Here is a 25,869-nt window from a genome sequence, read left to right as displayed (position 1 = left end):
TTTTAGCTTTTCCTCCATAAAATTTCTTTAAATCAAAATTATACTTATATTAAATAATTCGTTTAACATTATAAAATCTTTATAATAAAAATTCCATAAAAAGTTATAAAAAATTATCTTGATACATTTTTTGCATATTGATATAATCATATTGTCAACCTTTATACAAATTTTAGTTCACAATAAATCATATGAGGAGATATTTTTATGGATGAATTATGGAATACAATATTAGAAACAGGCCAAAAACTTCTTAATGAAGGCAATATTACAAAAAAAGAAGCGGAAGCCCTGGCAAATGCCAGAGAAAGTGATATATTTCTGCTTTGCAGTTTTGCCAATAAAATAAGAGAGAAATTCAATGGAAGCAATGTGGATTTGTGTTCGGTGATAAATGCAAAATCAGGCAAATGTCCCGAGGATTGTGCCTTTTGTTCTCAGTCTGCTCATCATCATACAAACACAAAATGTTATCCACTTGTAGATGAAGACGAAATTGTTGAAACTGCAATAAGGCGTGAAAAGGCAGGTGCAAGACACTGCGACATTTGTACAAGCGGTCTTGGATATACAGGAAAGGAAGAAAACTTCAAAATCATATTAAGTGCATTTAAAAGAATGAAAAAAAGTACAAATTTAAAGCTGTGCGCCTGTCTTGGAACTCTCACCATGGATGCGGCAAAACAGCTGGCAGATGCAGGTGTTGAACGTTATAACCACAATCTTGAAACAGCAAGGAGCTTTTTTTCAAAAATCGTATCAACTCATGGATATGATGAAAGAATTGATACGATACGTTATGCAAAAAAAGCAGGCATGGAAGTATGTTCAGGAATGATCATAGGAATGGGTGAAACCATGGAACAGCGTATTGAACATGCCTTTTTACTAAAAAAACTCGACGTGAATGCAGTACCTTTAAATGTATTGAATCCTGTGAAAGGGACAAAACTTGAAAATGCAAAACCTCTTACTCCTATGGAAATAATCAAAACTTTTGCCATAATGAGATTTATACTGCCTGATAAAAACATAAGATTTGCCGGTGGAAGGGAGAAAAATCTCAGAACCCTCCAGCCTCTTGGATTTATTGCCGGTATAAATGGAATGCTGATAGGTAACTACCTGACCACAAGCGGACAGGAAGTAAATAAAGACTTCCAGATGCTTCAGGATCTGAACTTAACTTATTAATAAATTTAATTCAACATGCTGGCATATACTGCCAGCATTAAAAATATATTTCAATTAAAATATTCGCTTATACTTTCAAAACATCCATTGACCATATACTCCATATCATCTTTCTGAATAATATATGGAGGCATAAAATATAATACATTTCCTATCGGCCTCAAAAGCAGCCCTTTGTTTAAAGCTATCTTATATATTTCATAACCTACCCTGTCCTTCCAACTGAAACCTTCTTTTGTATTTTTGTCTTTAACAAGCTCTATTGCCGTTATCATTCCAAGTTGGCGTATATCTCCTATAAAAGGGACATTCTTTGCCTTCTCAACTGTAAGTTCTCCAATTAATCTGGACTTGCTTTTGTTCTTTTCAATTATGTTTTCATCCTCAAATATATTCAAACTTTCACAAGCTGCGGCACATGCCATTGCATTACCTGCATATGTATGGCTGTGTATAAAAGTTTTCAATTTGACATAATCATCATAAAATGCATTATATATTTTTTGAGTAGTTAAAACTGCAGACATAGGCATATATCCGGCACTAATTCCTTTAGACAAACACATTATATCAGGACTTATACCAGCATGGTTGCACGCAAACATCTTTCCTGTTCTTCCAAAGCCAACAGCTATTTCATCTGCAATCAAAATTATATCATAATAGTTGCATGCTTCTCTTAGTTTTTTCAAATAGACATGTGAATAGATTTTCATTCCCGCTGCACCCTGAACCATGGGTTCTACAATTATAGCACAAAGTTCTTCATTATGAATTTCCAGCTCTTTTTCCATATATTCAAAACATTCGGCATTGCAGCTATTTCTTTCTTTTCCATATCTGCATCTATAGCAGTCAGGCCCTTGAACTCTGAGTGTATCTATAAGAAGAGGCTTGTAAATTTTATTATACAAGTCCAATGCACCTACGGACAATGCCCCGATGGTCTCTCCATGATAGGCATCAGTTAGTGCAGCAAATCTTGTTTTTTTAGTTTTCCCTATCTGCTGGTAATACTGGAAGCTTATTTTCAAGGCTATTTCCACTGCAGAAGATCCATTGTCCGAAAAGAATATTTTTTCCAAACTCTTTGGAGATATATTTATGAGCCTCTCTGCCAATTCAACAGCAGGTTTATTAGAAAAATGTGCGAAAATAACATGTTCCACTTCATTTAATTGTTTTTGGATTGCTCCATTGATTCTTGGATTGCTATGTCCAAAAATGTTTGTCCACCAAGAACTTATACAATCCAGATACGAATTACCATGTATATCCTGTAAATAACATCCTCTTCCCTTTTCTATTATAACAGGAGGCAGTTCCTCACAATCCTTCATCTGTGTACAGGGATGCCATATATATTTTAAATCCTTTTTCTCGAGACTTTCCATTCACCTACACCTCCTTCATACAATCAATTATTTGCTTTGAATTAAATACTTTTTCAGCTGTTTTCTTTATGCTTTCCATGAAATTATGTTCATTTTTCTCAATATGCGGCATAATTCCGAGTACAGGAACTCCAGTCATTCTTCTTATCATATCTATATTGTCATTGCACATAATCGTATTTTTGTATTCATTTATTATAATTCCTTTTATGCATATTCCTACATTCTGCATATACTTAACAGTTAAAACGGTATGGTTTATAGTTCCCAAGCCTGCTTTTGCAACCAAAATCACGTCCATGTCAAGTTCCCTTATTAACTTGTCCAAAGTGTATATCTGTTCATTAAAATCAGTAAGAGGACAGGTCACTCCTCCACTGCCTTCGCATATTATATAGTTATACTTTTCCTTTAAATCATTAAATCTGTTTTTTATTAATTCTATATCAATGGGATTGTTCTCAAGTTTTGAAGCTAAATACGGTGATACTGCTGTTATATATATATATGGAGTAATATAATCATATTTTTCATGAATATTGGCAATGGAGCATACAAATTTAGTATCTCCAGGAACCATCTTCCCCTCTTTTACTTCAGCTCCACTCAATGCAGCTTTAAAGTAAACCGTATTATATCCATCTCTGCACAGAATATAGGTCAATGCCCCGGTAACCAATGTCTTGCCTATTTCAGTGTCAGTTCCTACTATGTATACACCTTTAGTCATTCTAAATACCTTCTTTCTCTTATAACCTTTTATAGAACTAACTGTAGATTTTATCCAGTACCTTCAATTTTAATGATAAAAACGCAGCCGACACACTTATTACAAGATCACCTCCTACACAAATTATAAATCCGTAAAATACTGCCCAGGCCATGGTCTTTCTGTCTCCCATATATAAGTTATAAATCAGGTATAGATGTAACACACCGAATAAATAAACAAAAAACAATCCGCATAAAATACACAGTAATGAATTGATAAAATTGGGATTTCTTATTTTGGATCTTAACTTTCCGATTACAAATGAAGCAACTATGAAGCCTACCAAATATCCAAAGGTAGGCTTGAATATGTAATATAAACCTCCTCCCTCTGTAAAAATCGGAATCCCTGCAAGTCCCATAACAACATACAGGATTTGTGACAATGCCCCCAATCTTGCTCCAAGTATAATCCCACTAAGAGCACAAAACAGCCATTGAAGTGTAAATGGAACATAGGGTATAGGTATTTTTATAAAACCACCTACCGCAGTCAAAGCTGCAAAAATTGCCACCATAATCATATCTTTTGTCTTCAATAGAATCCCTCCAATATTTAATTGTAAACTTATAATTATAGTATGGTTGACAATTAAATATTATAGCCCTATTTTGAATTTTGTCAATAAATTTATTTTCAGCTTCTCCACAACTACTCACACCGAAGTGAATCCACAGGATCTAGTTTAGCTGCTTTTCTTGCCGGTATTATAGCCGATATCATCGATACAATAATCGTAAAAATTATTGTAAACAATATAATCGAAACCCTGATATCCACTATTTTCATCCCATTTTCTATACCTCCTATTTTATATATTACAACTAATTTGTTTATAACAATCCCAAGCACCAGCGAAATAATCGTTCCAAGGATTCCGCCTATGAATCCAATACTTCCAGATTGTACGGTGAACATCCTCCTTATGTCCTTTTTCGATGCCCCCTGTGCTTTCATTATACCTATTGATTTTTTCTTTTCATATACAGCCATTGTCATTGTATTTACTACACCTATGGATGCTACCAAAAGTACTATGACACCTGCGGCCACAAGGAGTGCCTGCAATATTGCAAGTAAATTGTTTATTCTGTTGACATATCCAATCTGTGAGTTCTCCACATATCCCATCTTTTTAATTGCATCATCCACCTGTTTAACAGCAGAGATCGAACTGGCCTCTACCTGTACATTATCATAACCCTTTTTAGCCAGATAGTTACTTTCATTCATATAATATTCCTGTATCTGCCCGGCAATTTTGTCCGGTACGACCACTGCATTTCTTCCATTTTCATATACCTTGTTTACTATTCCCGCTATTTTTAAATTCACCGTAAACGGCTGTCTAGACTGGATCCCATAGATATCAGGCAGTGAAACCTTTATTTTCATATTCTTTCCTACAGCATCTTTATAATTCTTTATACCCATTTTCCCAAGCAGTCCCTGACCTACAAGTGCCGAGCCATCTTCCGTCTTGCTCAAAGCATTTCCGTGCAGGACTGGCTCATATCCATATTTTTTTACCTTGTCCTTGTTTGATTTTACATCATTTTGTTCTGCATTTGTAAAAACTGGATAATTAAGATTATATCCTCGTATATCTACTTTGCTTGCAGTTTTGTCATCTATTTTAACTTCTTCTACAACAGTATTGATGGATGCATTAATCAACGACACACCATCTATTTTTTTTAATTTATCCAGTGCAGCTGCATCTATTTTCTTGAATTCGTGTTTTCCAGAATTTGTTTCAGGTTTTACCGTAATTATTTTCATGGTATCAATTTCCCTCATTTTTTCGGAACTTATCTTCTGAATTCCCTGGCCAAGCCCTGCCATAAGTATTATAAGCATCGCACCTACCGATATGCCAATTGCAGTAAGTGCAGTACGGAGCTTTCTCTTTCTGAGATCACTAAAGGACATTTTCAAACAATCTGCAATCTTCATTTCAAATCACCCTTTCCTATGAATTTAAAGCTTTTACTGGATCCATCTTTGAAGCTTTTCTAGATGGGTATATTCCTGCAATTATAGAAACTACAATTGAAAATGAAAGTGTTCCAAAAGCAAGAGATATTGGCATGTTAAAATTTATTGTTTCATTTATTTTCTTATTCTCAAGGAACATCTTAAGTCCAAACTGAATTATTTTTAAATTGAGCATGCTAAATATAATTCCCATTATTCCTCCTACAAAACCTATCATTCCGGATTGAATGATAAATACACCATGTATGTCCTTTCTGCTTGCTCCTAGTGACTTCATAATACCTATGGATTTTGTTCTCTCATATATAACCATGATCATTGTGTTTACAATTCCAACACTTGCGACCAGGAGAACTACCATTCCAAGTATGGAAAGTATCGCCTCTATCATTTTGAATGAACTCTTTATCTTTTCAACTACATCCTGATAACTCATATAAAAATAATCCATTCTCTTTATTTTGTCACCTATATATTTGACATCATCTACACTTCTTGCATATATGATTACAGAGTCGTACCCCTGCCTATCTATATAGTTGTTTTGTAGAGAATAATAGCTCTTTACTTTTGATACAGCATCAATGGATGCCCATATAGTATTTTTAGTCTCAAATTTTTCATTCAGCACACCGACTATTTTTGCATTCAGTTTTAAAGGCTTAAGCTTTATATTCTCATTTTCAGTCTGATTTTCAATTATAGTCATATTCTTTCCAATAACACTTTTATAATTTTTTATTCCCATGGAATCAAGATATTTCTGACCTACAACAACTGAATTTTTGTCGGATTTGTTCAAATTCCTTCCTGCAATTATAGGCCTACTCCCTTTTTTGGTATTGTCATAAACAACTGTGTTGTCATTTGAAGCAGTTAAAATGGTTTCATCTTTCTTGATCTTTCCATTTACATTAATACTGCTTATACTCTGGTTTAAAACCGCAGTTAATTTCTCTATCCCCTTTATATTCTTTAATTTTTCTACTGTATTATTGTCAATTTTTCTGAACATATCATTTATATCAATGTCAGCTAAATCTTCATTGTACTGATCAAAATATTTGTAGTTGTATACCTCAACACTCTTTAAATGTGAATCGTCAATTTGCTTCAGGACAAGATTTTCACCTGATGTTCCAATACTTACCATTGTAACTACAAGCATGGTACCTATTGCAACAGCAAGAGATGTCAGTAAAGTTCTTCCTTTTCTTCTTTTCAGTCCCTGCAGGGCCAGTCCAAATCCATCCCCGAATTTCATCATTTTACACCTCCATTATACGGCCGTCTTTTATTCTTATCATTCTCTTTGCTTTTCTGGCTTCTTCCATATTATGTGTAACCATGATTATAGTGTATCCCCTGTTATTGAGGTCAATCAGAAGTTTCATTATCATATTCCCATTTTTTGAATCCAGATTGCCTGTGGGCTCATCGGCAAAAATTATTTTAGGTTCATTTACAAGCGCCCTTGCAATACTGACCCTCTGTCTCTGTCCTCCGGACATTTCATTTGGTCTATGCTTTGCTTTGTCGCTAAGTCCAACCATTTCAAGTGCCCTGATCGCCTTCATTTTTCTCTCCTTTTTGCCGACTTCTGCAAATATCAGTGGCATCATTACATTTTCCAATGCAGTCTGCGTATTTTCAAGATTGAAAGATTGAAATACAAATCCTATGGTCTGATTTCTATACCTCGACATATCCTTGTCCTTAAACTTGCTTATATCCTTTCCATCTACAAAAATACTTCCGGATGTAGGAGTATCAAGTCCACCGATAAGATGCATAAGTGTTGATTTTCCAGAACCCGAAGGTCCGACTACAGCCGCAAATTCTCCATCATCTATCTTCAAATCTATGTCGTCAAGTGCAACAACCTTTTCCTTTCCCATCATATAAATTTTGGAAACATCCTTTACCTCTATCATATTATTACCTCCATATAAGTGTAGTGTACTATATATATAGTACACTACACTTATATGATTGTCAATAAAAAAAGATCTGACCGGTTATACGGACAGATCCTCTATAAAATATTGTTTTTTTCCAGAAACTTGGTGTTGAAATTTCCACTTTTGAATATATCATTCTGCATGAGCTTTTTGTGAAAATCTATTGTAGTATCAACTCCTTCAATAACAAATTCATCAAGAGCTCTTCTCATTCTTGCTATTGCCTCATTTCTATCCCTTCCCCAGGCTATAACCTTTGATATCATGGAATCATAAAATGGAGGAATAGTATATCCGCTGTATACAGAACTGTCTATCCTTATTCCAATTCCACCAGGTGCTATATAATTATTGATTTTTCCAGGTGACGGTATAAAATTTTTATAGGGGTTCTCAGCATTTACTCTGCACTCAATGGCACATCCGTTTCTTTTGACATCGCATTGTGAAAACGATAATTTTTTCCCCTCTGCTATGGATATCTGCTCCTTTATCAAATCTATTCCCGTTGTCATTTCAGTAACTCCATGTTCAACCTGAACCCGTGTATTCATCTCCATAAAATAAAATTTGTTGTCTGAATCAAGAAGAAACTCCACTGTTCCAAGACTATTGTAATTTACAGCCCTGCACGCCCTGACTGCAGCATTTCCCATGATCTTACGAAGCTCATCATTCATGGCCGGAGATGGCGATTCCTCTAAAAGTTTTTGATGACGCCTCTGAATTGTACAATCCCTTTCTCCCAAATAGACTACATTGCCATAGTTGTCTCCAATTATCTGTATTTCAACATGTCTTGTATCTTCAAGATATTTTTCCAGATAAACTGCAGGATTGCCAAAATAATTTTCAGCTTCTTTTTCTGATTCTTCAATTGCCACTGCAAGATCTTCCCTGTTTCGCGCGACTCTCATGCCCTTGCCACCACCACCGGCAGAGGCTTTGACTATTACAGGATATCCTATTTTTTGAGCCATTTCCATTGCCCTGTCCTTGTCCTCTATCTCACCTTCCGATCCCATTACAACAGGTACATCAGCTCTTTTCATGGTCTCTTTTGCATTGGACTTGTCCCCGAGACTGTCAATAATTCTATAGTCAGGCCCTATAAAACATATGTTGAATTCTTCACATGCTCTGGCAAAGGTTGAACTCTCTGAAAGAAAGCCATATCCCGGATGAATGGCATCAGACTTTGAATGGATTGCCACCTCTATTATACTGTTCATATTCAGATAAGTATCCTTTGCGGAAGTTTTCCCTATACAATAGGTTTCATCTGCAAGTTTAACATGAAGTGACTCTTTATCGCTCTCCGAATAAATTGCAACTGCGGCAATTCCAAGTTCATGACAGGCACGTATGATTCTGACTGCAATTTCGCCCCTGTTTGCTATAAGGATCTTTTTAAACATAATTATTTTTCACTTCCTTTTATCTCAAACAAAGGTTGTCCATACTCTACAAAATCTCCATCCTTAACCAGTATGTCAGCAATTTCTCCATTAATACCTGCCTCAACTTCATTGAACAGCTTCATCACCTCAACCAGGCCCACTACCGTATTTTCCTCCACCCTATCATGAAGTTTTACAAAGGGCTCTTCATCTTCTTCCTTTCTCAAATAAAAAGTTCCTGCAAGAGTTGATTTTATATAGTCTTTTTTTACGCCGCTTTTATCATTTTCTATATGTACTTCAGTATCCACTGTATTTTCTATACTGCAGCTATTCTGTTCTTTTAATCCTTCTTCTTTAGAATTTCCTCTTTCTATTACTACTTTGCTGTTCTCCTGTTCGAATTCAAAATGGGAAAAGTCATGTTTTTCAATAATTCCCATTATTCTATCCAAATCATCTATTTCAATCATCTTTTTACCTCCTGATGCAATCAAATACTTATCAATCCAACAGATTTTTTTAACTCTTCTATATATTTTTCTCTATTTAAATATAAATTTTCTGCTTCTTTAAGTGTTATCTTCCTGAATTTAACTTTTTCAGAAGGCTTGAGCTGAACCAATTTCTGAACGTCACAGGCGGCAACATGCGCTATTTTGGGATAACCTCCTGCTGTGGCCCTGTCAGCCAGAAGAACTATTGGATTCCCATCCGGTGGAATCTGTACAGTTCCAAAGGATACCTCTCCCGATATCATCTCAATACTTTTCCTGAATTCAATTTTAGGACCCTTGAACCTATATCCCATCCTATCTGATCTTGAATCTATGCTAAATGGTAAACTAAAAAAGTCACGTATGCTCTCCTCTTTTACACAATCAAACTGTCTGTCCTCAAATACTCTTATCACTACTGCATCACTGCCGTCAGGGAAAGAATTCTTCACATACCATCCTGGGGCGGTAAAACTTCCAACTTTTCCATGATGTTTCAGTTTATCAATTATGCTCAGGGAAAGTTCCGGCTTTTCTCCAATTTCAAGTACATCATCCTTTTGAAGAGCTCTGCCTTCTTTACCTCCTATGCCCGCTCTGATATATGTACTCTTGCTCCCCATGAAAGCCGGAACATCAAAACCTCCTGCTATGGACAAATAGCATCTGCAGCCATATGTACATCTCCCGAAATTCAATATTGAGTCCTCATTCAAATATACAGGCCTTTCCATTGGAACTCTTCTGCCGTCAATTGATGGTGAAAGATCTGCACCTGTTATGGAAATCAAACTTCCTCCTGGTATTTCCAATGAAGGTCCTATCAGTGTAATTTCAAGCACCCCTTCATTTTCATCATTTCCAACAACAATATTTGCGAGTCTCATGGAATAAGCATCCATAGCTCCACTGGCAATGACTCCATACCTTTGATATCCATATCTTCCATAATCCTGAATTGTTGTCAAAAGTCCAGGTGTCAATACATTCACACTCATAACATCTTCTCCTTCAGTTTAATATACTCATTACAGGAAATAGGATAAAATTTTGCTATATCTCCGCATTTTAAAAGAGTCTTCCGGCTGCTCTCCAAATCAAATAGTTTCAGAGGAGTTCTTCCTATTATCTGCCATCCTCCAGGAGTTTCTATAGGATAAACACCTGTCTGCTTTCCTGCGATTCCAACAGATCCTTCCGGTATTTTCGTTCTTGGAGATTTACGCCTCGGCGTATAGATTTTTTCCGACATGCCTCCAAGATACGGAAATCCCGGTGCAAATCCTATCATATATACAAGATATCTGCCACTGCTGTGTATTTTCACTACTTCATCTTCAGTAAGATTATTCACTTCTGCCACATGTCCTATATCCGGTCCGAATTCCCCTCCGTAGCAAACGGGAATCTCTACTATATTTTCTTCATAACTGCATGAAAAATCAAGTTTCGACAATATATCCTCAATTTTTGCCCTGACTACTTTAAAAGGTTCTTCACTCCCCATTTTTAAAGGATCATAGATTAGTGAAACGCTTGAAAAATATGGTATATATTCTATAAGTCCATGAAATGGATTTTCGTCCAGATAGGCACAAAATATTCTTATTTGTTTATTTATACCTTCATCAATCTTATTTCCAAACTCAACAAGAGCTGAAGTTTCACTTGCCTGTAAAATATTAAATTCATTCTCCACCATAACTTATCACATCCACTGCCTTATTTATAAACTCTTTTTACTCTTTTTCCTATTCCACAGACAAATTCATAATTGAAGCTTCCCGCCATCTCAGCCAGCTGTTCCACAGTAATCCTGTTTTCACCGTCACATCCAATCAATGTTACTTCATCTTCAATTTTTACATTATCTATATGAGTTATATCAACCATCATCTGATCCATGCATATTCTTCCTATTATAGGAGCATATTGTCCATGAATAAGTACTTTTGCCTTTGAAGAAAGTGCCCTCATATATCCATCTGCATACCCTACAGAAACAGTTGCAATTCTGGTTTTTCCCTGTGTAACATAAGTTTTTCCATAACTTATACCGCAGCCGCTGCCGACTTCTGAAATATTTATGACATGGGACTTCCATTCCAGTGCCGGTATTAATTTTATAGAATTCTTATCTACTTCCTCCGACGGGTACAATCCATATGTAATTATTCCGCTTCTTACCATGTCAAAGCGATGATCGCCAAATTCCATAATTCCTGCACTATTACAAATATGTTTAAGTGGAATGTTTATATTTCTGTCCCCAAGCATCTTCAAAAACTCATCATACCTTTTCATCTGTATCCTAGTATAACTTTTGTTCTCTTCATCGGCACATGAAAAATGTGTGAACAGCCCTTCAACAACTACATTATCCATATTCATTATCTTTCCTACAGCTGAAACGCTTTCTTCATTGACCTTGAAACCAATTCTGTTCATTCCCGTTTCCAGAGCGATGTGAATTTTTGCCTTTTTATCGTGATGAGCTGCACATCTTGACAGTGCCTCTGCAGTTTCCAGATTGTATATGGTCTGGGTGATATCATATTCAACTATATCTGGATACTGACTTGGAGAAGTGTACCCGAGAATCAATATTGGAAGATGTATACCGCTTTGCCTGAGTTCTATCGCCTCTTCTATAGTTGCCACTGCAAAATAGTCAACTCTGTCCTCAAGAAAACTTCCCACTTCTATGGCACCATGACCATATCCATCCGCTTTTATTACAGCCATTACTTTTACATGCTCATCTACTTTTTTTTTACCTCGTCTATATTATGCCCTATAGCTTCCAGACTTACTTTGGCATATGTTCTTAAATAGTTTTCCATAAATATATAAACCTTCTTTCTATAATTATAATGAAGCTATTTTTATATTTTCCTTTTTAAAAGCTTCATTTATTTTCTCTACAAATTCCAGGGCCTTCGCTCCATCCCCGTGAACACATATGGAATCAGCCCTAAGTGGAATATCAATTTCATTTATTGTCTTTACCTTCTTTTCTTTAACCATCCTTGTGACTCTTTCAATGGCAACTTTCTCATCGGTTATGACAGCACCAGCCTTTTTCCTGTCCACAAGAGAGCCATCATCATTATAGGCCCTGTCTGCAAAAACCTCACTTGCTGATTTCAGCCCTGTATTTTGAGCAGCTTCAATCATTCTGCTTCCACTTAGAGCAAGCAGAACCAAATCAGGATTTACTTCATATATTCCCTCACAAATGGATGAAGCAAGTTCCAGATCCCGTGCTGCCATATTGTAAAGTGCACCGTGCAGTTTTACATGATTCATCTTTATATCCCTGGCCCTGCAGAAAGAATCAAGTGCTCCAATCTGATACTGTACAATAAGTTTGGCCTCTCTGAAGGAAATATCCATTTTTCGCCTTCCAAATCCAACCAAATCCGCAAATCCGGGGTGCGCCCCCACAGAAACATTATACTTTTTACATAATTCAACCGTATTATCCATTACCACAGGGTCGGAAGCATGAAAGCCACAGGCAATGTTAGCCGATGAAATGTATGGTATAACCTCTTCATCTGAACCAATTCTGTAATTTCCAAAACTTTCACCTAAATCACAATTCAAATCCACCTTGTACATGATATCTCCTCAATATTTAAGATCTATATTTTTTATATCAGTTATAAGCATATGTCCCGGTGAATGCGTAATAACTATTTCAGGCTTTACATTCATAACTACTGACTGTGGTGTAACACCGCAGGCCCAGAATACAGGTACTTCATCCTCTTTTATGGTAACAGCGTCACCGAAATCCGGTTTTGTTATGTCCTTTATTCCTATTACAGATGGCTCTCCTATATGGACTGGTGCTCCATGCACCTTGGGCATCTCTCCGCTTATCAGAACAGACTTTACTATCTGATTATATGGAAGAGGTCTCATGCTTACAACCATTTTCCCGTTGAACATGCCTGCCGGTGTGCAGTCAATATTTGTTATGAACATCGGCACATTACAATTTTCTTCAATATGTCTTATAGGAACATCTGCTTCAATCAGATCAGATTCAAAGGAAAAACTGCATCCAATTAAAAAGCTGACAAAATCATCTCTCCACATATCATCCACATCTGTATACTCACCGGTCAGGATTCCTTTTTCATATACTCTGTATTTCGGTATATCCGTCGTGATGTCAATATCATTTCCCAGATACTTTAGTTTTTTACAGCCTTCATCACTTACTTCAAGCAACGGACAGGACTTTGGATTTCTCTGCGTAAAAAGCAGGAAATCATAAGCCAGCTCTTTAGGAAGAATGACCAGGTTGGCCTGGGCATAACCTGCACACATTCCTGCCGTTGGAGTTGTAATCTTTTCTTCACGTATCAACCTGCGGACATCATATGGTTTCATACTTGAACAATCCATATTCCAAACACCCCTAAATTATCTTTTTCAATTTTTGTTCTCTGCCATCCAAAGCTTTCTGATCCTGATAAAAACCCAATTCTATTACTTTATCAAACCACGCAGCACAAGTCCTGTCAAGTTTCATTGCAGATTCTATACATTCTCTCATGAGGTTTACTATGGATAAGTTCATTGACATATTGCATCCATCTATGGCCGGAATCAAATCTCCATACATATCTATCATTCCACTTCTTGATGCAGTAATCATAGCTTCCTTTTCCATCTCAACAGTATGCATTATATTCAAATCCTTCTTAAGATAGGATAATGCTGCTATAAGCCCATAGCATCCCCAATCCGAAACTGTAGCCGTTATAATATTATCTGCACCTACACTTGCCAGTATTCCTCCACCGCATCCACATGAACAACTACCCTTGGCTGCATATGGAACATACTTTTGAATATGATCCTTTAAAGTTCCCATGCCAAGCTCATTTCCAAGATCACCGATTGCTATATTCAGTACACCTTTTTGCTTCAATTTGGTAAACAGTATATCCCTCTTTGCTTCTATTTCAGTTACATCTTTGCCTACTGCATTGTGATATACTCCAACCGAATTTGCTCCCGGGCATTCTATACTTATAACTGCACTCGGCAGACCTTCAGCCATGATCTTACCAGCTTGTTCTTCAGCTTTGGCTGCATCTTTTGTGAATGTTATTCCAGCTATGGAAAGCGGATATTCCTTAAGTTCCTCAATATTATCGTAGAAATGAAGTCCAACTACATAGGCCAGATTTTTTACAGCCTCTATATTGTCCTCAGGACATATTATTACTGGTTTTACATTAAATCCCTTTACGAGAGCTCTTGCCAGAAGCATTGTACTTACAATTCCATCCATCTCCGCCTTTTTGAATGGGAGAAGCACAAAGCCTGTCAATATATATACAAGATCTCCTTCTTTTAATGTACCTACCAGCTTCTGGGCACTGTTCATTGTCAAAGGCCCTTCCGTATATTCCCTTGCAGCACTATATAAAATTCTGCACACTCCATATCCTCTCGGATCAAGATTCATTAGGTTGTCCAAATTTTCTCCTATATTCAATATGGTCAATTCTTCCTGATTCATAAAATGGCCCCCTGTTCTACATTTGTTTCTTCTAAATATTCCTCAAGTAATGCATCTTGAAGTTTCTTAACTATTTCCGGTGCTTTTCCACCTACAGGTTTTCCATCTATTTCGGCAGCGGTCATGCAAAATTGTCCTGAACTTGTAACTATAACTTCATCTGCATTCATAAGATCCTTTACTGTAAATGCAGTTTCATTTACAGGTATATTGAATTTTTTACACATTTTTATTATGTGTGCTCTTGCTATACCCGGAAGAATCAAATTGTCAGCAGGTGCTGTTCTAAATATCCCATCCTTTATAATCGAAACATTGCTGTGAGCACATTCAGTAACTCTATCTCCCCTATGGAACACTGCCTCCTGGCATCCTGCTTCTTCAGCCTTTTGTGCCGCTATAACACTTGGCAGAAGATTCAATGTTTTTATATTACAGTGTAAAAATCTCGTATCCTCCAGGGTAATTAACTTCAGCTTCTGTGACATGTCTTTTACTTCCAATGGTTTTAATACAATCCACAAATTTGCCTTTACCTCATCTCCAGGGAAAATATGGTTGCGCATACCTGTCCCTCTTGTAACCTGCCAGTATACAAATTGTTCACCGGAATCCACTTTTTTAACCATCTCAGTAAGAATTTCCTTTAATTCATCTTTTGTATATGGGATTTTTATTCTAAGTAGTCCTGCACTGTTAAAAAATCGGTCAATATGCTCATCAAGTGCGAATATTATATGATTTCTGCTGTAGGTAGCATCATAAACTCCATCACCAAAATAACATACACGATCATTCATAGGTATTGTCATATTCTCAATCAAATCATATTTTCCGTTGTAGTAGCCTAAATTTTCCATATAATACTTCCTCCCTTAAATTAAGAAAATCATAATTTTAGATATAAAAATTTTCATTTCTCTATCTAAATACATATATTTTTTAATAATTTTTAATTTATAAGTACATATTATATTAATAAATATTTTTTTTCAATATCTCATGAAATTTATGTATAATTTAGTTTTTAGCATACTTTGTGCAAAAATATTTATTTCATTTTATTATATATGGCAAAATTTTTTTAGTTTAATAATTGAGCATACTTTTATTTATCAATTATATTATATGAAATATATTAGCAATCACCCTTCACATTTTTTAGGACACAATAGGTTTTTGTTTTTGATACTCCCTCTATACCCTTTATTTCCCGATGTATCTTTTCTAGATCTTCCGGTGATTTGCAGATTATCTTCAAAATAAAATCAAAATCCCCTGTAAGATAATAGCAGAAAATTATATTATTATTTTTCTTTATCTCATCCGTAAATGAATCGTAAAATTTCGGATGATCCAGACTGACCTCCATCAAAGCGCTCGTATTATTACCCAATTTAATTTCATCCAATACTATAGTATAATTTCTTATTATACCATTTATTTCCATTTTCTTGATGCGTTCAAGAACTGCTGAAACCGACAAATGTACTTTTTTGCTTATTGCAGATGCCTTGGTCCTTGCATTATGCTTTAAACACTCCAATATCTCATAATCCATATGATCCATAAATATATCACTCCAAACCTTTTATCTAATTCTAATATGAATTTCCTATTTTATTTTATAATATATGAAAACAATTTTAAACTATTAAAAGCTGGCCTTCAAACCAGCTTTTAATAGTTTATTCTATTTACAATACTTTCATTTTTGATATCAACTATTTCAGCATCACTATTATATTCTATAAAATCTATTATATTTTCCATAATAGCGTCAGCCTGTGAGGAATTTGCACAAATTCCAGCTATACCTATAACTATAATTTTATGAATATCCTGCTTATCTATTTCAGATACTGAAATATTAAACTTGTTTTTAAGTTTCTGAACTATACTCTTTACAATCATCCTCTTTTCCTTCAGCGAACTAACCCAGGATGCTCTCAATGTGATTTCCATAAGTAAAATTCTCATTTCTTTTCATCTCCCTACAGTATAAAATAGCTTTTAATTGCCTTCAAGTGCTTAAAGGGACATTTGTGTGAAAAAATAATACTGCATTCTGTTTAGAAGGCTGACAGCCTTCTTATCCATACCATTTTCCAGTATCCATGTCATAAGCACAAAAACATTCGCCACGTAAAGCTTTGCCAATAGATCCATTGAAACATCTGTAGCTTTTTTATGCTGTTGTAAATATATACGACACTGCGAAAAAAGGATCTTTTCAATTTCTTCCCGCAGATCTCCCCTTGGTACATGAACCTTCAGCAGTGTCTTTATCTCCTCCTTGCGATGTGAAAATATTTGGGAAATATCGCCTATGATTTTCTCTACACCGCCGCTTTCCGTCTGTAAAAAACGCAATTTAGCTTTCTTCCTCACAATATCAGCATAGCACTGTACAACTTTTTCCAGAAGATCATATTTATCTACGTAATGGCTGTAAAAAGTGGATCGGCTTGTTAATGAAGCCTCACATATATTTTTAATTGTAATGCTGTCAAAATCTTTTTTTTGCAGCAATTTGATAAAAGCTGCTTCAATAGTTTGTTTTGTTTTAAAAATACGCACATCCTCCGCCAATCAACTTCACCCCTCTTGTCCGATTTAATACATTTTTATCTAGTTTGTTTGATTACGAACATATTATACCATTTTAACAATTGTTTGTCGTTCAAAATAACAATATACTTTAGTTGATGGCCCATAGGTCAAATCAATTAAGCGGAGGTATTCTTATGTTCAAAAAATATACAGGCAATGAACAATTCGATCTGCAGATAACCCGTTTTACTTATGACTATGAAAATGATCCCAGGGTAAAGGAAGATTTAAAACAAATAGTGCCCAAATTAAAAGATTTTGACAGCTGGTATGAAAACTGGTCACATCTTGCTGTGAAACGGGAAAATGAGGGCTCTTACGGCATAGCCTCAAATTATTATAAGGCAGCTGAATTTTACCTGCAGCCCAAAAATCCCAGCAAACAGAAAATGTATGAAGGATACCGCAGAAACTTTTACAAATACTACAATGATTTTGATTTCAAAAGCTACAAGGTTCCCTATGAAAACTCTTTTCTTCCAGCTGTAGAGCTGTTCAACCTAAACGCACATAAAACACTGATTATTTTTGGAGGCTATGATTCCTATATGGAAGAAATTATCAAAGAAGCTGTATTCTTAAAAAATACAGACTATAATATAATTGTTTTTGACGGCCCGGGCCAGGGTACGGCTTTAAAAAACGGGCTTAAGTTTATTCCAAACTGGGAAAAACCAGTTTCGACGGTAATTGATTATTTCAATTTGAAACGTGTCAGTGCAATCGGCATGTCTTGGGGAGGTTATTTTGTCCTGCGTGCGGCAGCTTTTGAAAAGCGCATAGATAAAGTAATAGCATTCGATATCTTCTATTCCGGATTGGATCCATTGATGAATCGAATTCCCAAGGAAATAGGAAACAACCTTGTTAAATTGTTTAAAAACAACAAATTTAATGAATTCAATAATTTCATAAACAAAATGATGCAGGGCAATATTGATCTTACATGGAAAATAAATAAAGGCTACGAGATTACCGGCGAGGCCACGCCCTTTAATCTATACAGAAATTTCAAACGTCACAGTATAAAGGGCATAGGGCAGTTTATCAACCAGGAAGTTCTACTATTGGCCGGTGAAGATGATCAGTACGTACCAATCTCAAGACTCCCTCAAATTCAGCAGGAACTCTGCAATGCAGGCTCCGTTACAACAAAGGTTTTTACCAGAAAAACCGGTGGGGAACAGCATTGTCAAGTCGGCCAGATTAATCTTGCCTTCGAAGAAATCAAAAAATTTCTTGGTTGAGAAAATTTATTTGCAAGAATCAAAAGCAGTATCCGGTTTATAGGATTACTGCCTTCTATTTTTATATATTAACTTTAGTCAAATCTTTTGCTAAAATAAATGCTTAAGGCAGCTGGTTCTTATACTGATCATTGCTTATTGACTCTACTGGTTCTACATATTCCTCATCTTCGTCTGTATATTCTTCCACTATGTTTTCCCTTCTATTGAATCTTCCAACTGACTGATATCCATCTTCAGTGTCAAACTCTGTTTGATCATTTTGTCCATGATTCACAGTATATTTGATTACATCTTCTTCTGCGGGCCTGTTCTTTTTCTCATCCGGTTTTAAATTGTCAATCTTTTTCTGGCATTCAATGCAGTATTCTGCATAGGGAACATATTCCAGCCGCTTTTCGTCTATTTCCCTGCCGCATTTTTTACACTTTCCATAAGTGCCCTTCTCTATATCTTTCAGGGCATTATCTATTTTATCTATAATAATTTCCTCATTTTTTTGGAAAATCAATCCTTTTTCCTTATCATACAAGCTGCTGGCACTGTCCGCAGGATGATTGTCGTAAGTGGATAGCTCAGATGAAAATTCCTCATTGGACTTTATGGTACCATTTTTCTCCATCTGCTGCAAAAGGCTTTTTACTTCCTCTTTCTGTGCCTCCAATTTACTCTTGAATCTTTTCAATAAATTATTGTCCATAATTATAAAAACTCCTTTTCATCATATTTCAGCATATATATATTCTTACTAAAATGATAAAGGTTTATTCTTAATACACTTATTTTAAATTTGTCAATTATGTAAAAACAATAATTTATATTTTTAGAATCTTAAAGTGGAATTCGTACACCAAGTATATTGACAACACCAGGACTCAATTTACTTTGAAAGATCTGATATTTTTTATCTGACAATTTTAGAAGTTGATTCCTTATGCATTCACTCAACTCAGTTCCACCTTTCTCATAATGCTACTTAAAAGATTCACCTATGATATCATCCCTCAAGTTCCTTACGCTTAAAATTTTTCCCGCACTTGAACTGTATAGGAGGATACTGTAATTGCACAGTCCTTCTCTGTGCTGAAAATATGTATAAGATAAACTAATTGATTGAACGGCCTCCATTTTCAATATGGACTGTGTTTTATTGAAGCCCGAATAACACATATACACAAGGTTTCCATAAATCCCAAATGCAGTATTTCTATACTCAAGATATCCCATAAACATTAAAAATACTAATATTGCCAGAGTAAATATTACAATTTCAGGCTTTATAAAAAAGCATATTACAGCTATGATAAACCAAAAAACAAGCTTTTTATAAAAGAACCTGTAACAAGCTTTTTTCTCCGGCCTTGAAATATCTCCCACATACTTGAATTCTCCAAGCAAACTTTCAATGATTTCATCTTTTAAAGAGCTGCTGCATATAGGATATAATATAGCTTTTTCACCTTTTTCATCCCCATATCCAATGCTCTCAATTTCCATAGTAAAAAAACCGAAAAGCTGCATGAGAACACTCTGCTTTATATGTATTCCCTTTATTTTTTTTCGGTCAAAACTATAATCTTTTCTGCTTATGGCCCCGTATCCCACATGTAATTTATCCTTATCCACCCACATTTTGAAATCATAATATTTAAGGAAAACATATATTATAGATAAAATTATGCTGATAAATATCAATCCCAATACTATAAGCGCTGCAGTATATACAGCATGGTAGATATCTTCCTTTTGAAATTCATTTATATAAAGTGAAGTATCTATATGAATGAAATCTTTTAAATACTGATCAAAAAACTGCTGTACAACAAACAACATTCCAATTCCCTTGAATACTGAATTTGAAATAAGAGAATAGACAATAAGTTCCCCTGGTTTTATAATATATGCATCTTTTTTTACATCACTGTAAATTTCCTTTTTCAACAAGATATTCTTCAGTTCCTGAGCCCTGGACTTTTTCAAGGTGAATTTGAGTTCACTGCCTCTATTTTCAACATTTCCAGTGTCAATTTTAATGGTAGCAACCTTGAAAATTCTTTCTATAAGTCTCTGGGAAATATCTATTGTATTGATTCTTTCAAAGGGAATCTCAACCTTTTTTATATTCAATATTCCCTCCTGATGATATATGGAGTTTTGCATTACTATAAAAAAATTTTTTCTCCACCTTAAAAATTCATATAGAACAATCATGATGAATAAAGCAACAGCTATAACTATGGACCTGTCAAGCCCTATCTTGTTAACCAGAAAACCTATTGCCACTATAATTCCTATTGATTCTTTAATAAATCTCCCCATATCATAAAATAATCCTAGAATGTGGTTTCGTTCCAAATTATGCATTCTTTTCTCCCATTTCTATAATTCTTCTGAGCCTTTCTGAAGTCATTTCTGCCTGTTCATCCGGTATTGCTGGTATTTCATGACAGCCGCCGGCAGTTATGATATTTATAGAACTTATCCTATAAATTCTCTGAATAGGCCCCTGTTCTATTTTTAAATTTTGGATTCTCGAAATAGGAATTATTATCTTCTTTCTAAATATAATCCCTTTTATCAGCTCTATTTTATCTTCGGAAATAGTATATTTCCACTGCTTGTACTCTAAAAACGGCCAGAAAAAGCTGTACAGGACGAAAAACAAAATTATGATGAATTCCAGTCCGTCCATCAGATAATTGACTATAGGTATATAATCAAACTGTGGTATTACAAGTAAATTTTTTATCAGTACATATATGGCAAAAATTATGATACCAGTTATGGTTCTCCCGATAATCCAGCTTTTTACAGCATTCCTGTCAATACTTTCATAGTTCATATTTCCACACAAGCCTTTCATCCTTATTTACTGAATACATCTTACCTCTGTATTATATCATACAAAATATAATCATGTATTTTCTTGCAGTTCTAGCTGGCATCTTAAAGAATATCAGTTCGATTTTGGATAACTCTCTTCAGAAATATGCTCTAGATAAGATATAATTTTTTCAGCAACATATTCCCAACCTCTATCAAGCATCATATCATGGCCTATATGATTTAATATTATACATTCTGAATCATAATATTGGGAAGTTTTAATACACGTTTTATAAGATATTATTTTATCTAGTTTAGAACCTATTATCATAATTCTTTTCTTTCTTTTATAACAAAACTTTTCAAATGTTTCAAAACAAATCAATATTGGTTCAGGTATATATAATTCCATGAAGTTTTTACCTATATCAGAATAAAAAAACAGCTTATACGGAAATTGTTTTGATAGTTTATAGTTAAACATTACTAACCTGATAGTTTCTTTAAAATAGCACATCTTGGTTATTTTAAAATCATTTTTCATTCCATTTGGCGAAACAGATGACATGAGAATACAATATTTGTATATATCGGGATATGCATCAATTAACATCTGAGCAATCATGCCACCAGTTGAATGTGCTATTATAATCGGATTTATCTTCATAGCTTGAATAAATTCATTTAACTGTTCTTTATACATGGACATTGTTATAAATTTCTTTTTTTCACTTCTACCATGATTAAACAAGTTTAGCGCATACACATTATAGCCTTCTTCCGAAAATCTATTCATAAAATTTTTCCAACACCAGGCTCCATGATTTGCCCCATGAACCAACAATATTTCTCCTTTTATAAAATTCTGTGTACTTTTCTCAAAATAAAATTCTGTAATTCCTATTTTTAAATTTATTATTTTTATTTTCATAACAATATTATCCTAACTAATTAATTCACTTATGATATTCCACACTCCGCCTCCAACATAGATATATATTTTTTGCTCTGTTTCATAAGCTGTTCATGAGTTCCCTGTGCAATCACCTTGCCTCTGGACAGTATAATTATCAAATCAGCTTGTTTAATTACAGATAATGAATGTGCTATCATCACTACAGTTTTTTTACTGCTCAACAAATTTCGTATTGCCGATTTTACTTTCAATTCATTCTCTACATCTAGATTGGATGTAGCTTCATCCAATAACAACATTGAAGAATTTTTAAGTATGGCTCTAGCAATAGATAATCTTTGTCGTTCTCCACCAGAAAGAAAATTACCATTTTCTCCTATTCTAGTTTCGTATCCTTGAGGTAAATTTCTTATAAAATCATCACATTGTGCAGCTTTACAAGCCATTTTAACCTCTTCTATACTTGCACCTTGATTCGCATATCTAATATTGTTTATTATAGTATCATCAAAAAGGAAAACATCCTGATCCACCATAGAAATATAAGATAATATTTTATCAGCACCTATTTTATTAATAGCAATTCCCCCTATTTTTATTTTTCCTAACTGAGGTTCATAATATTTTGCTATTAGATTTATTATTGTCGACTTTCCCGAACCAGAATCTCCTATAATAGCAGTAAATTTGTCACTTCCTATTTCTAAATTCAAATTACAAAACAATGGTTCTTCTTCATCATAATAAAAAGAGACATTCTCAAACTCTATGTTATTATTTTTAGGTTTAAAGTCCTCATCACTTTGTAATTCCTCTTTTTCTTCAATCAATTTTTTTATTTTATTTTTAGAAATAAGCAGGTTCTTATAACTTGTAAAGTTTACAAATATTGTCCCTAATAATTTCACTAAAAACAAAGGCAACATACTGACAGTCAAATAGGATACAGTATCTATATTTCCCAAAATCCACTGTTTACCAACAATCCAAATAATAACGGGCATAGACAATCCGGATATTATATTGTAAATAACACCTACGGGTATGATTTTCAATTCATAAATATAACTGATATCACTAAATTTTTTCATTATTTGAGTCAATTTTTCATGTTTAACACCGCCCATTTTATAAGCTCTAAACGTTTGAATACCGGCAATATATTCTATTATGGAACTTACATTTTGAGATGAAATTTCACTTTTTTCATTTCCGTACTTTCTCACTTTGCTTATAGAAATATACAAAGTTGGAATAATAAGTATGCCAACGGCAAATAAAATTATTCCTGAAGTAAAATTGAGATAGCAAACAAATATTGTCAGCATAATAACTAATGTAATATTTTTAACTAATTCTCCTGTCTTGTGTGTTAGAATATTTTCATAATCATTTACATTAAATGTTACGGCATTTATATAACATCCTGTTTGAGATTTTGAGAATCTAGGAATAGGAATCTTCCTTAACTTATCTCCTAAAAACAATCGAATTTTTTTGCTAATTTCAGCTCCACCTATTTGTCCTTGTATATATCCATAACTATATATAATCAACCTTAAAATAAAAATGGCAGTTAAAAACAACGTATATTGTACTAATTTCAAATTGTCAAGTTCTTTATTCCACAATAATCTTAAAATAAAATAAATAATCATACCATTGAAACTTGACAATATTCCTTCTATAATAGTACAGAAAATAGATACTTTAAATGATTTATTTTTTTTCATGATATTCTTTCTATTCATTCATATCTCATCCCCATTTCATACGATATGGTTCTAGATTTATTATAGTCTGACCAAGTTTTACTATAATATTTATTTTTAATCAAAGCTTCTTCATGCGTTCCAACAAAGGAAATAGTATTATTTTCTACTACTGCAACTTTATTGCACATTCTAACAATTCCTAATCTATGTGCTACAATTATAACCGTTTTATCTGTACATAAATTTTTTATTGCCTTATCAATTTCAAATTGGTTTTCTGGATCAGCTGCTGATGTGGCTTCATCTAAAATTAGTATAGGTGGATTTTTCAATATTGCCCTTGCAATGGCAATTCTCTGTTTTTCTCCACCAGAAAATCTTGTTCCATAGTTACCCATATTCGTATTATATTGCTCGGGCAGGCTCATTATTAATTCATCAATTTGGGCTTTTCTTGCTGCTTCTCTAACATCTTCTAAAGTAGCATCCAATCCCATTTTTATATTTTCTAAAATACTATCTCTTGTCAAGAAAGATTTTTGAAAAACAATTCCAGTATTATCGAGAAGTTGTTCATAATCTATATCCTTCACATTAATTCCAGCTATTTTTATACTTCCTTTATCTACATCATAAAATCTGGAAATCAATTCGATTATTGTACTCTTTCCTGCACCTGATTTACCAACCAATGCTATTTTCTCTTTATCGTTTATTTTCAAATTGCACTTTTTGAGTATATCCCTATGTCCGTCATATGAAAAGTACACATCGTTTAATACTATGTCATGTTTTTGTGGGAATTCTACTCCTGCTTTATAAACTTCAGTACTTAAAATTTTCCTTACTTTTGACACTGCATTCAAAACAGCTGCAAAATTTGTTGCTAACTCCTGAAGCGGTCTTAATTCACTTAAATATAATGAGCCTATAAACACAAACAACAGAAATACACTTGCTGAAATACTTCCCTTTAAAAATAGATAGCCTCCTATAGGAACCATTAATAGGATTCCACACTCAACAATAACTACATAAGCTGCATATGACGGTCCCATCTTTCTTGATATCTCATTCCATATTTTATTTTCATTATTAACTGCATCTGAAAATTTCTTAAAAGAAGATGATCCCATTTTATATGCTTTAATTAATTTCATTCCATTGATATACTCTATCATTACTGCATTTAGATTAGCTATGGACAAATTAGCCTCCTTCATTTTATTCTCTGATTTTTTAAACATGTTTACTATTATTAAAATTGCAATTATAAAAGGAATTAATGAAATAATGGCCAATATAATATTAACTTTGCAAAGATAAATAAATACCGCAATTGGCCCACAAGTATAATATACTAACTCAGGCAAATGATGAGCCAGAAACAATTCTAGTTTTTCAATATCTTCATTCAATACAGTTTTTATTTGTCCTGTATTCCTTTCACTTAACCTACCTAAAGGAACTTTTGCCATATGTTCAATAACTAAGCAGCGAACTTTGTATAAAGTATTATATGCCCCTTTATGAGATAAAGCTCCAGACATTCCGAATAATAAAAATCTTATTATTACTCCTACAACAACAATAAGTGCCAAACTTAAAATTTTTTCTTTAGTATATAATCCTGAATAAGCTTCATCAATAAGTTTATATATAGCATAATATGGTATCATAGTACACAACCCACTTATAAAGGCTGTTAAAATTGATAAATAAAGATAGTATTTATCTTTACCCGCCCACTGCAACAGTGCTCTTATCTTCTCTATCTGTCTCTCCACCAAA

Annotated in this window: 26 protein-coding genes; 2 read left to right on the top strand and 24 right to left on the bottom strand. The window is 34.1% G+C overall.

The genetic code is table 11. The annotated features are described in order from the left end of the window. The first annotated feature begins 207 nt into the window (after window positions 1-207). Window positions 208-1,194, top strand: a complete 987-nt coding sequence (gene bioB, locus LKE46_RS04580; RefSeq protein ID WP_291718874.1) for a biotin synthase BioB — start codon at window positions 208-210, stop codon at window positions 1,192-1,194. A gap of 50 nt (window positions 1,195-1,244) precedes the next feature. Here the strand turns inward: bioB and bioA are convergent, their stop codons facing one another. The 18 genes from bioA to LKE46_RS04490 form a co-directional block, all read right to left on the bottom strand. Next, the gene (gene bioA / locus LKE46_RS04575) at window positions 1,245-2,588 is read right to left on the bottom strand and encodes an adenosylmethionine--8-amino-7-oxononanoate transaminase (RefSeq protein ID WP_291718872.1); all 1,344 of its coding nucleotides are present in this window, start codon (window positions 2,586-2,588) and stop codon (window positions 1,245-1,247) included. A gap of 4 nt (window positions 2,589-2,592) precedes the next feature. Beyond that, window positions 2,593-3,318, bottom strand: a complete 726-nt coding sequence (gene bioD / locus LKE46_RS04570; protein ID WP_291718870.1) for a dethiobiotin synthase — start codon at window positions 3,316-3,318, stop codon at window positions 2,593-2,595. 37 nt (window positions 3,319-3,355) lie between these two features. Continuing rightward, a complete protein-coding gene (locus tag LKE46_RS04565; protein ID WP_291718868.1) occupies window positions 3,356-3,898 on the bottom strand; it encodes a biotin transporter BioY in 543 nt (180 codons plus the stop codon). 113 nt (window positions 3,899-4,011) lie between these two features. Continuing rightward, on the bottom strand, window positions 4,012-5,316 hold the full coding sequence (locus LKE46_RS04560) for an ABC transporter permease (protein ID WP_291718866.1): 1,305 nt from the start codon (window positions 5,314-5,316) through the stop codon (window positions 4,012-4,014). Window positions 5,317-5,332: 16 nt separating this feature from the next. Next, window positions 5,333-6,625, bottom strand: coding sequence for an ABC transporter permease (locus LKE46_RS04555; protein ID WP_363316036.1), 1,293 nt, complete (start codon window positions 6,623-6,625; stop codon window positions 5,333-5,335). Between the two features lies 1 nt (window position 6,626). After that, complete coding sequence (locus tag LKE46_RS04550; RefSeq protein ID WP_291718865.1) at window positions 6,627-7,292, bottom strand: ABC transporter ATP-binding protein; 666 nt, start codon at window positions 7,290-7,292, stop codon at window positions 6,627-6,629. A 101-nt stretch (window positions 7,293-7,393) separates the two neighbouring features. Then, entirely contained in the window at window positions 7,394-8,737 is a 1,344-nt protein-coding gene (gene accC, locus LKE46_RS04545) for an acetyl-CoA carboxylase biotin carboxylase subunit (protein ID WP_291718862.1), read from the bottom strand. Between the two features lie 2 nt (window positions 8,738-8,739). Continuing rightward, the gene (locus LKE46_RS04540) at window positions 8,740-9,192 is read right to left on the bottom strand and encodes an acetyl-CoA carboxylase biotin carboxyl carrier protein (RefSeq protein WP_291718860.1); all 453 of its coding nucleotides are present in this window, start codon (window positions 9,190-9,192) and stop codon (window positions 8,740-8,742) included. A gap of 20 nt (window positions 9,193-9,212) precedes the next feature. Continuing rightward, the gene (locus tag LKE46_RS04535) at window positions 9,213-10,214 is read right to left on the bottom strand and encodes a biotin-dependent carboxyltransferase family protein (RefSeq protein ID WP_291718858.1); all 1,002 of its coding nucleotides are present in this window, start codon (window positions 10,212-10,214) and stop codon (window positions 9,213-9,215) included. Further along, entirely contained in the window at window positions 10,211-10,918 is a 708-nt protein-coding gene (gene pxpB, locus LKE46_RS04530) for a 5-oxoprolinase subunit PxpB (RefSeq protein WP_291718856.1), read from the bottom strand. Before pxpB ends, LKE46_RS04535 begins: the two co-directional genes overlap by 4 nt. Window positions 10,919-10,938: 20 nt before the next feature. Then, complete coding sequence (gene alr / locus LKE46_RS04525; RefSeq protein WP_363316037.1) at window positions 10,939-11,961, bottom strand: alanine racemase; 1,023 nt, start codon at window positions 11,959-11,961, stop codon at window positions 10,939-10,941. 123 nt (window positions 11,962-12,084) lie between these two features. Continuing rightward, entirely contained in the window at window positions 12,085-12,840 is a 756-nt protein-coding gene (locus LKE46_RS04520) for a LamB/YcsF family protein (RefSeq protein WP_291718854.1), read from the bottom strand. A 9-nt stretch (window positions 12,841-12,849) separates the two neighbouring features. Next, window positions 12,850-13,635 (bottom strand): putative hydro-lyase, encoded by a 786-nt coding sequence (locus tag LKE46_RS04515; RefSeq protein ID WP_291718852.1) that lies wholly within the window; start codon window positions 13,633-13,635, stop codon window positions 12,850-12,852. Window positions 13,636-13,648: 13 nt separating this feature from the next. Further along, window positions 13,649-14,761 (bottom strand): DUF4392 domain-containing protein, encoded by a 1,113-nt coding sequence (locus LKE46_RS04510; RefSeq protein WP_291718850.1) that lies wholly within the window; start codon window positions 14,759-14,761, stop codon window positions 13,649-13,651. After that, window positions 14,758-15,621: a D-amino acid aminotransferase gene (locus LKE46_RS04505; RefSeq protein WP_291718848.1), complete on the bottom strand. Its 864-nt coding sequence runs from the start codon at window positions 15,619-15,621 to the stop codon at window positions 14,758-14,760. Before LKE46_RS04505 ends, LKE46_RS04510 begins: the two co-directional genes overlap by 4 nt. Before the next feature lie 278 nt (window positions 15,622-15,899). Beyond that, window positions 15,900-16,331 (bottom strand): Lrp/AsnC family transcriptional regulator, encoded by a 432-nt coding sequence (locus tag LKE46_RS04500; protein ID WP_291718846.1) that lies wholly within the window; start codon window positions 16,329-16,331, stop codon window positions 15,900-15,902. Between the two features lie 110 nt (window positions 16,332-16,441). Next, a complete protein-coding gene (locus LKE46_RS04495) occupies window positions 16,442-16,741 on the bottom strand; it encodes a DUF503 domain-containing protein (RefSeq protein WP_291718844.1) in 300 nt (99 codons plus the stop codon). Between the two features lie 51 nt (window positions 16,742-16,792). Next, complete coding sequence (locus LKE46_RS04490; protein WP_291718842.1) at window positions 16,793-17,353, bottom strand: TetR/AcrR family transcriptional regulator; 561 nt, start codon at window positions 17,351-17,353, stop codon at window positions 16,793-16,795. Window positions 17,354-17,508: 155 nt separating this feature from the next. Between LKE46_RS04490 and LKE46_RS04485 the strand changes: the two genes are divergently transcribed. After that, window positions 17,509-18,621 carry an alpha/beta fold hydrolase gene (locus LKE46_RS04485; RefSeq protein WP_291718840.1) on the top strand — a complete coding sequence of 371 codons (1,113 nt, stop codon included), beginning with the start codon at window positions 17,509-17,511 and terminating at the stop codon, window positions 18,619-18,621. Window positions 18,622-18,724: 103 nt separating this feature from the next. Here LKE46_RS04485 and LKE46_RS04480 read toward each other — a convergent pair whose 3' ends face one another. From LKE46_RS04480 to LKE46_RS04455, 6 genes are all read right to left on the bottom strand, one after another. Then, entirely contained in the window at window positions 18,725-19,321 is a 597-nt protein-coding gene (locus LKE46_RS04480) for a TraR/DksA C4-type zinc finger protein (RefSeq protein WP_291718838.1), read from the bottom strand. Between the two features lie 272 nt (window positions 19,322-19,593). Next, on the bottom strand, window positions 19,594-20,985 hold the full coding sequence (locus tag LKE46_RS04475) for a PH domain-containing protein (protein ID WP_291718836.1): 1,392 nt from the start codon (window positions 20,983-20,985) through the stop codon (window positions 19,594-19,596). Continuing rightward, window positions 20,978-21,463, bottom strand: a complete 486-nt coding sequence (locus tag LKE46_RS04470; protein ID WP_291718834.1) for a PH domain-containing protein — start codon at window positions 21,461-21,463, stop codon at window positions 20,978-20,980. Before LKE46_RS04470 ends, LKE46_RS04475 begins: the two co-directional genes overlap by 8 nt. 114 nt (window positions 21,464-21,577) lie before the next feature. Further along, on the bottom strand, window positions 21,578-22,378 hold the full coding sequence (locus LKE46_RS04465; protein ID WP_291718832.1) for an alpha/beta hydrolase: 801 nt from the start codon (window positions 22,376-22,378) through the stop codon (window positions 21,578-21,580). Between the two features lie 29 nt (window positions 22,379-22,407). Then, window positions 22,408-24,114, bottom strand: a complete 1,707-nt coding sequence (locus LKE46_RS04460; protein WP_291718830.1) for an ABC transporter ATP-binding protein — start codon at window positions 24,112-24,114, stop codon at window positions 22,408-22,410. After that, complete coding sequence (locus LKE46_RS04455; protein WP_291718828.1) at window positions 24,111-25,868, bottom strand: ABC transporter ATP-binding protein; 1,758 nt, start codon at window positions 25,866-25,868, stop codon at window positions 24,111-24,113. The genes LKE46_RS04460 and LKE46_RS04455 overlap by 4 nt, the downstream gene beginning before the upstream one ends. Window position 25,869: the final 1 nt, after the last annotated feature.

Source organism: Clostridium sp., assembly GCF_022482905.1.
Classification (GTDB): domain Bacteria; phylum Bacillota; class Clostridia; order Clostridiales; family Clostridiaceae; genus Clostridium_B.
This window is presented reverse-complemented; position numbering and strand designations above follow the sequence as displayed.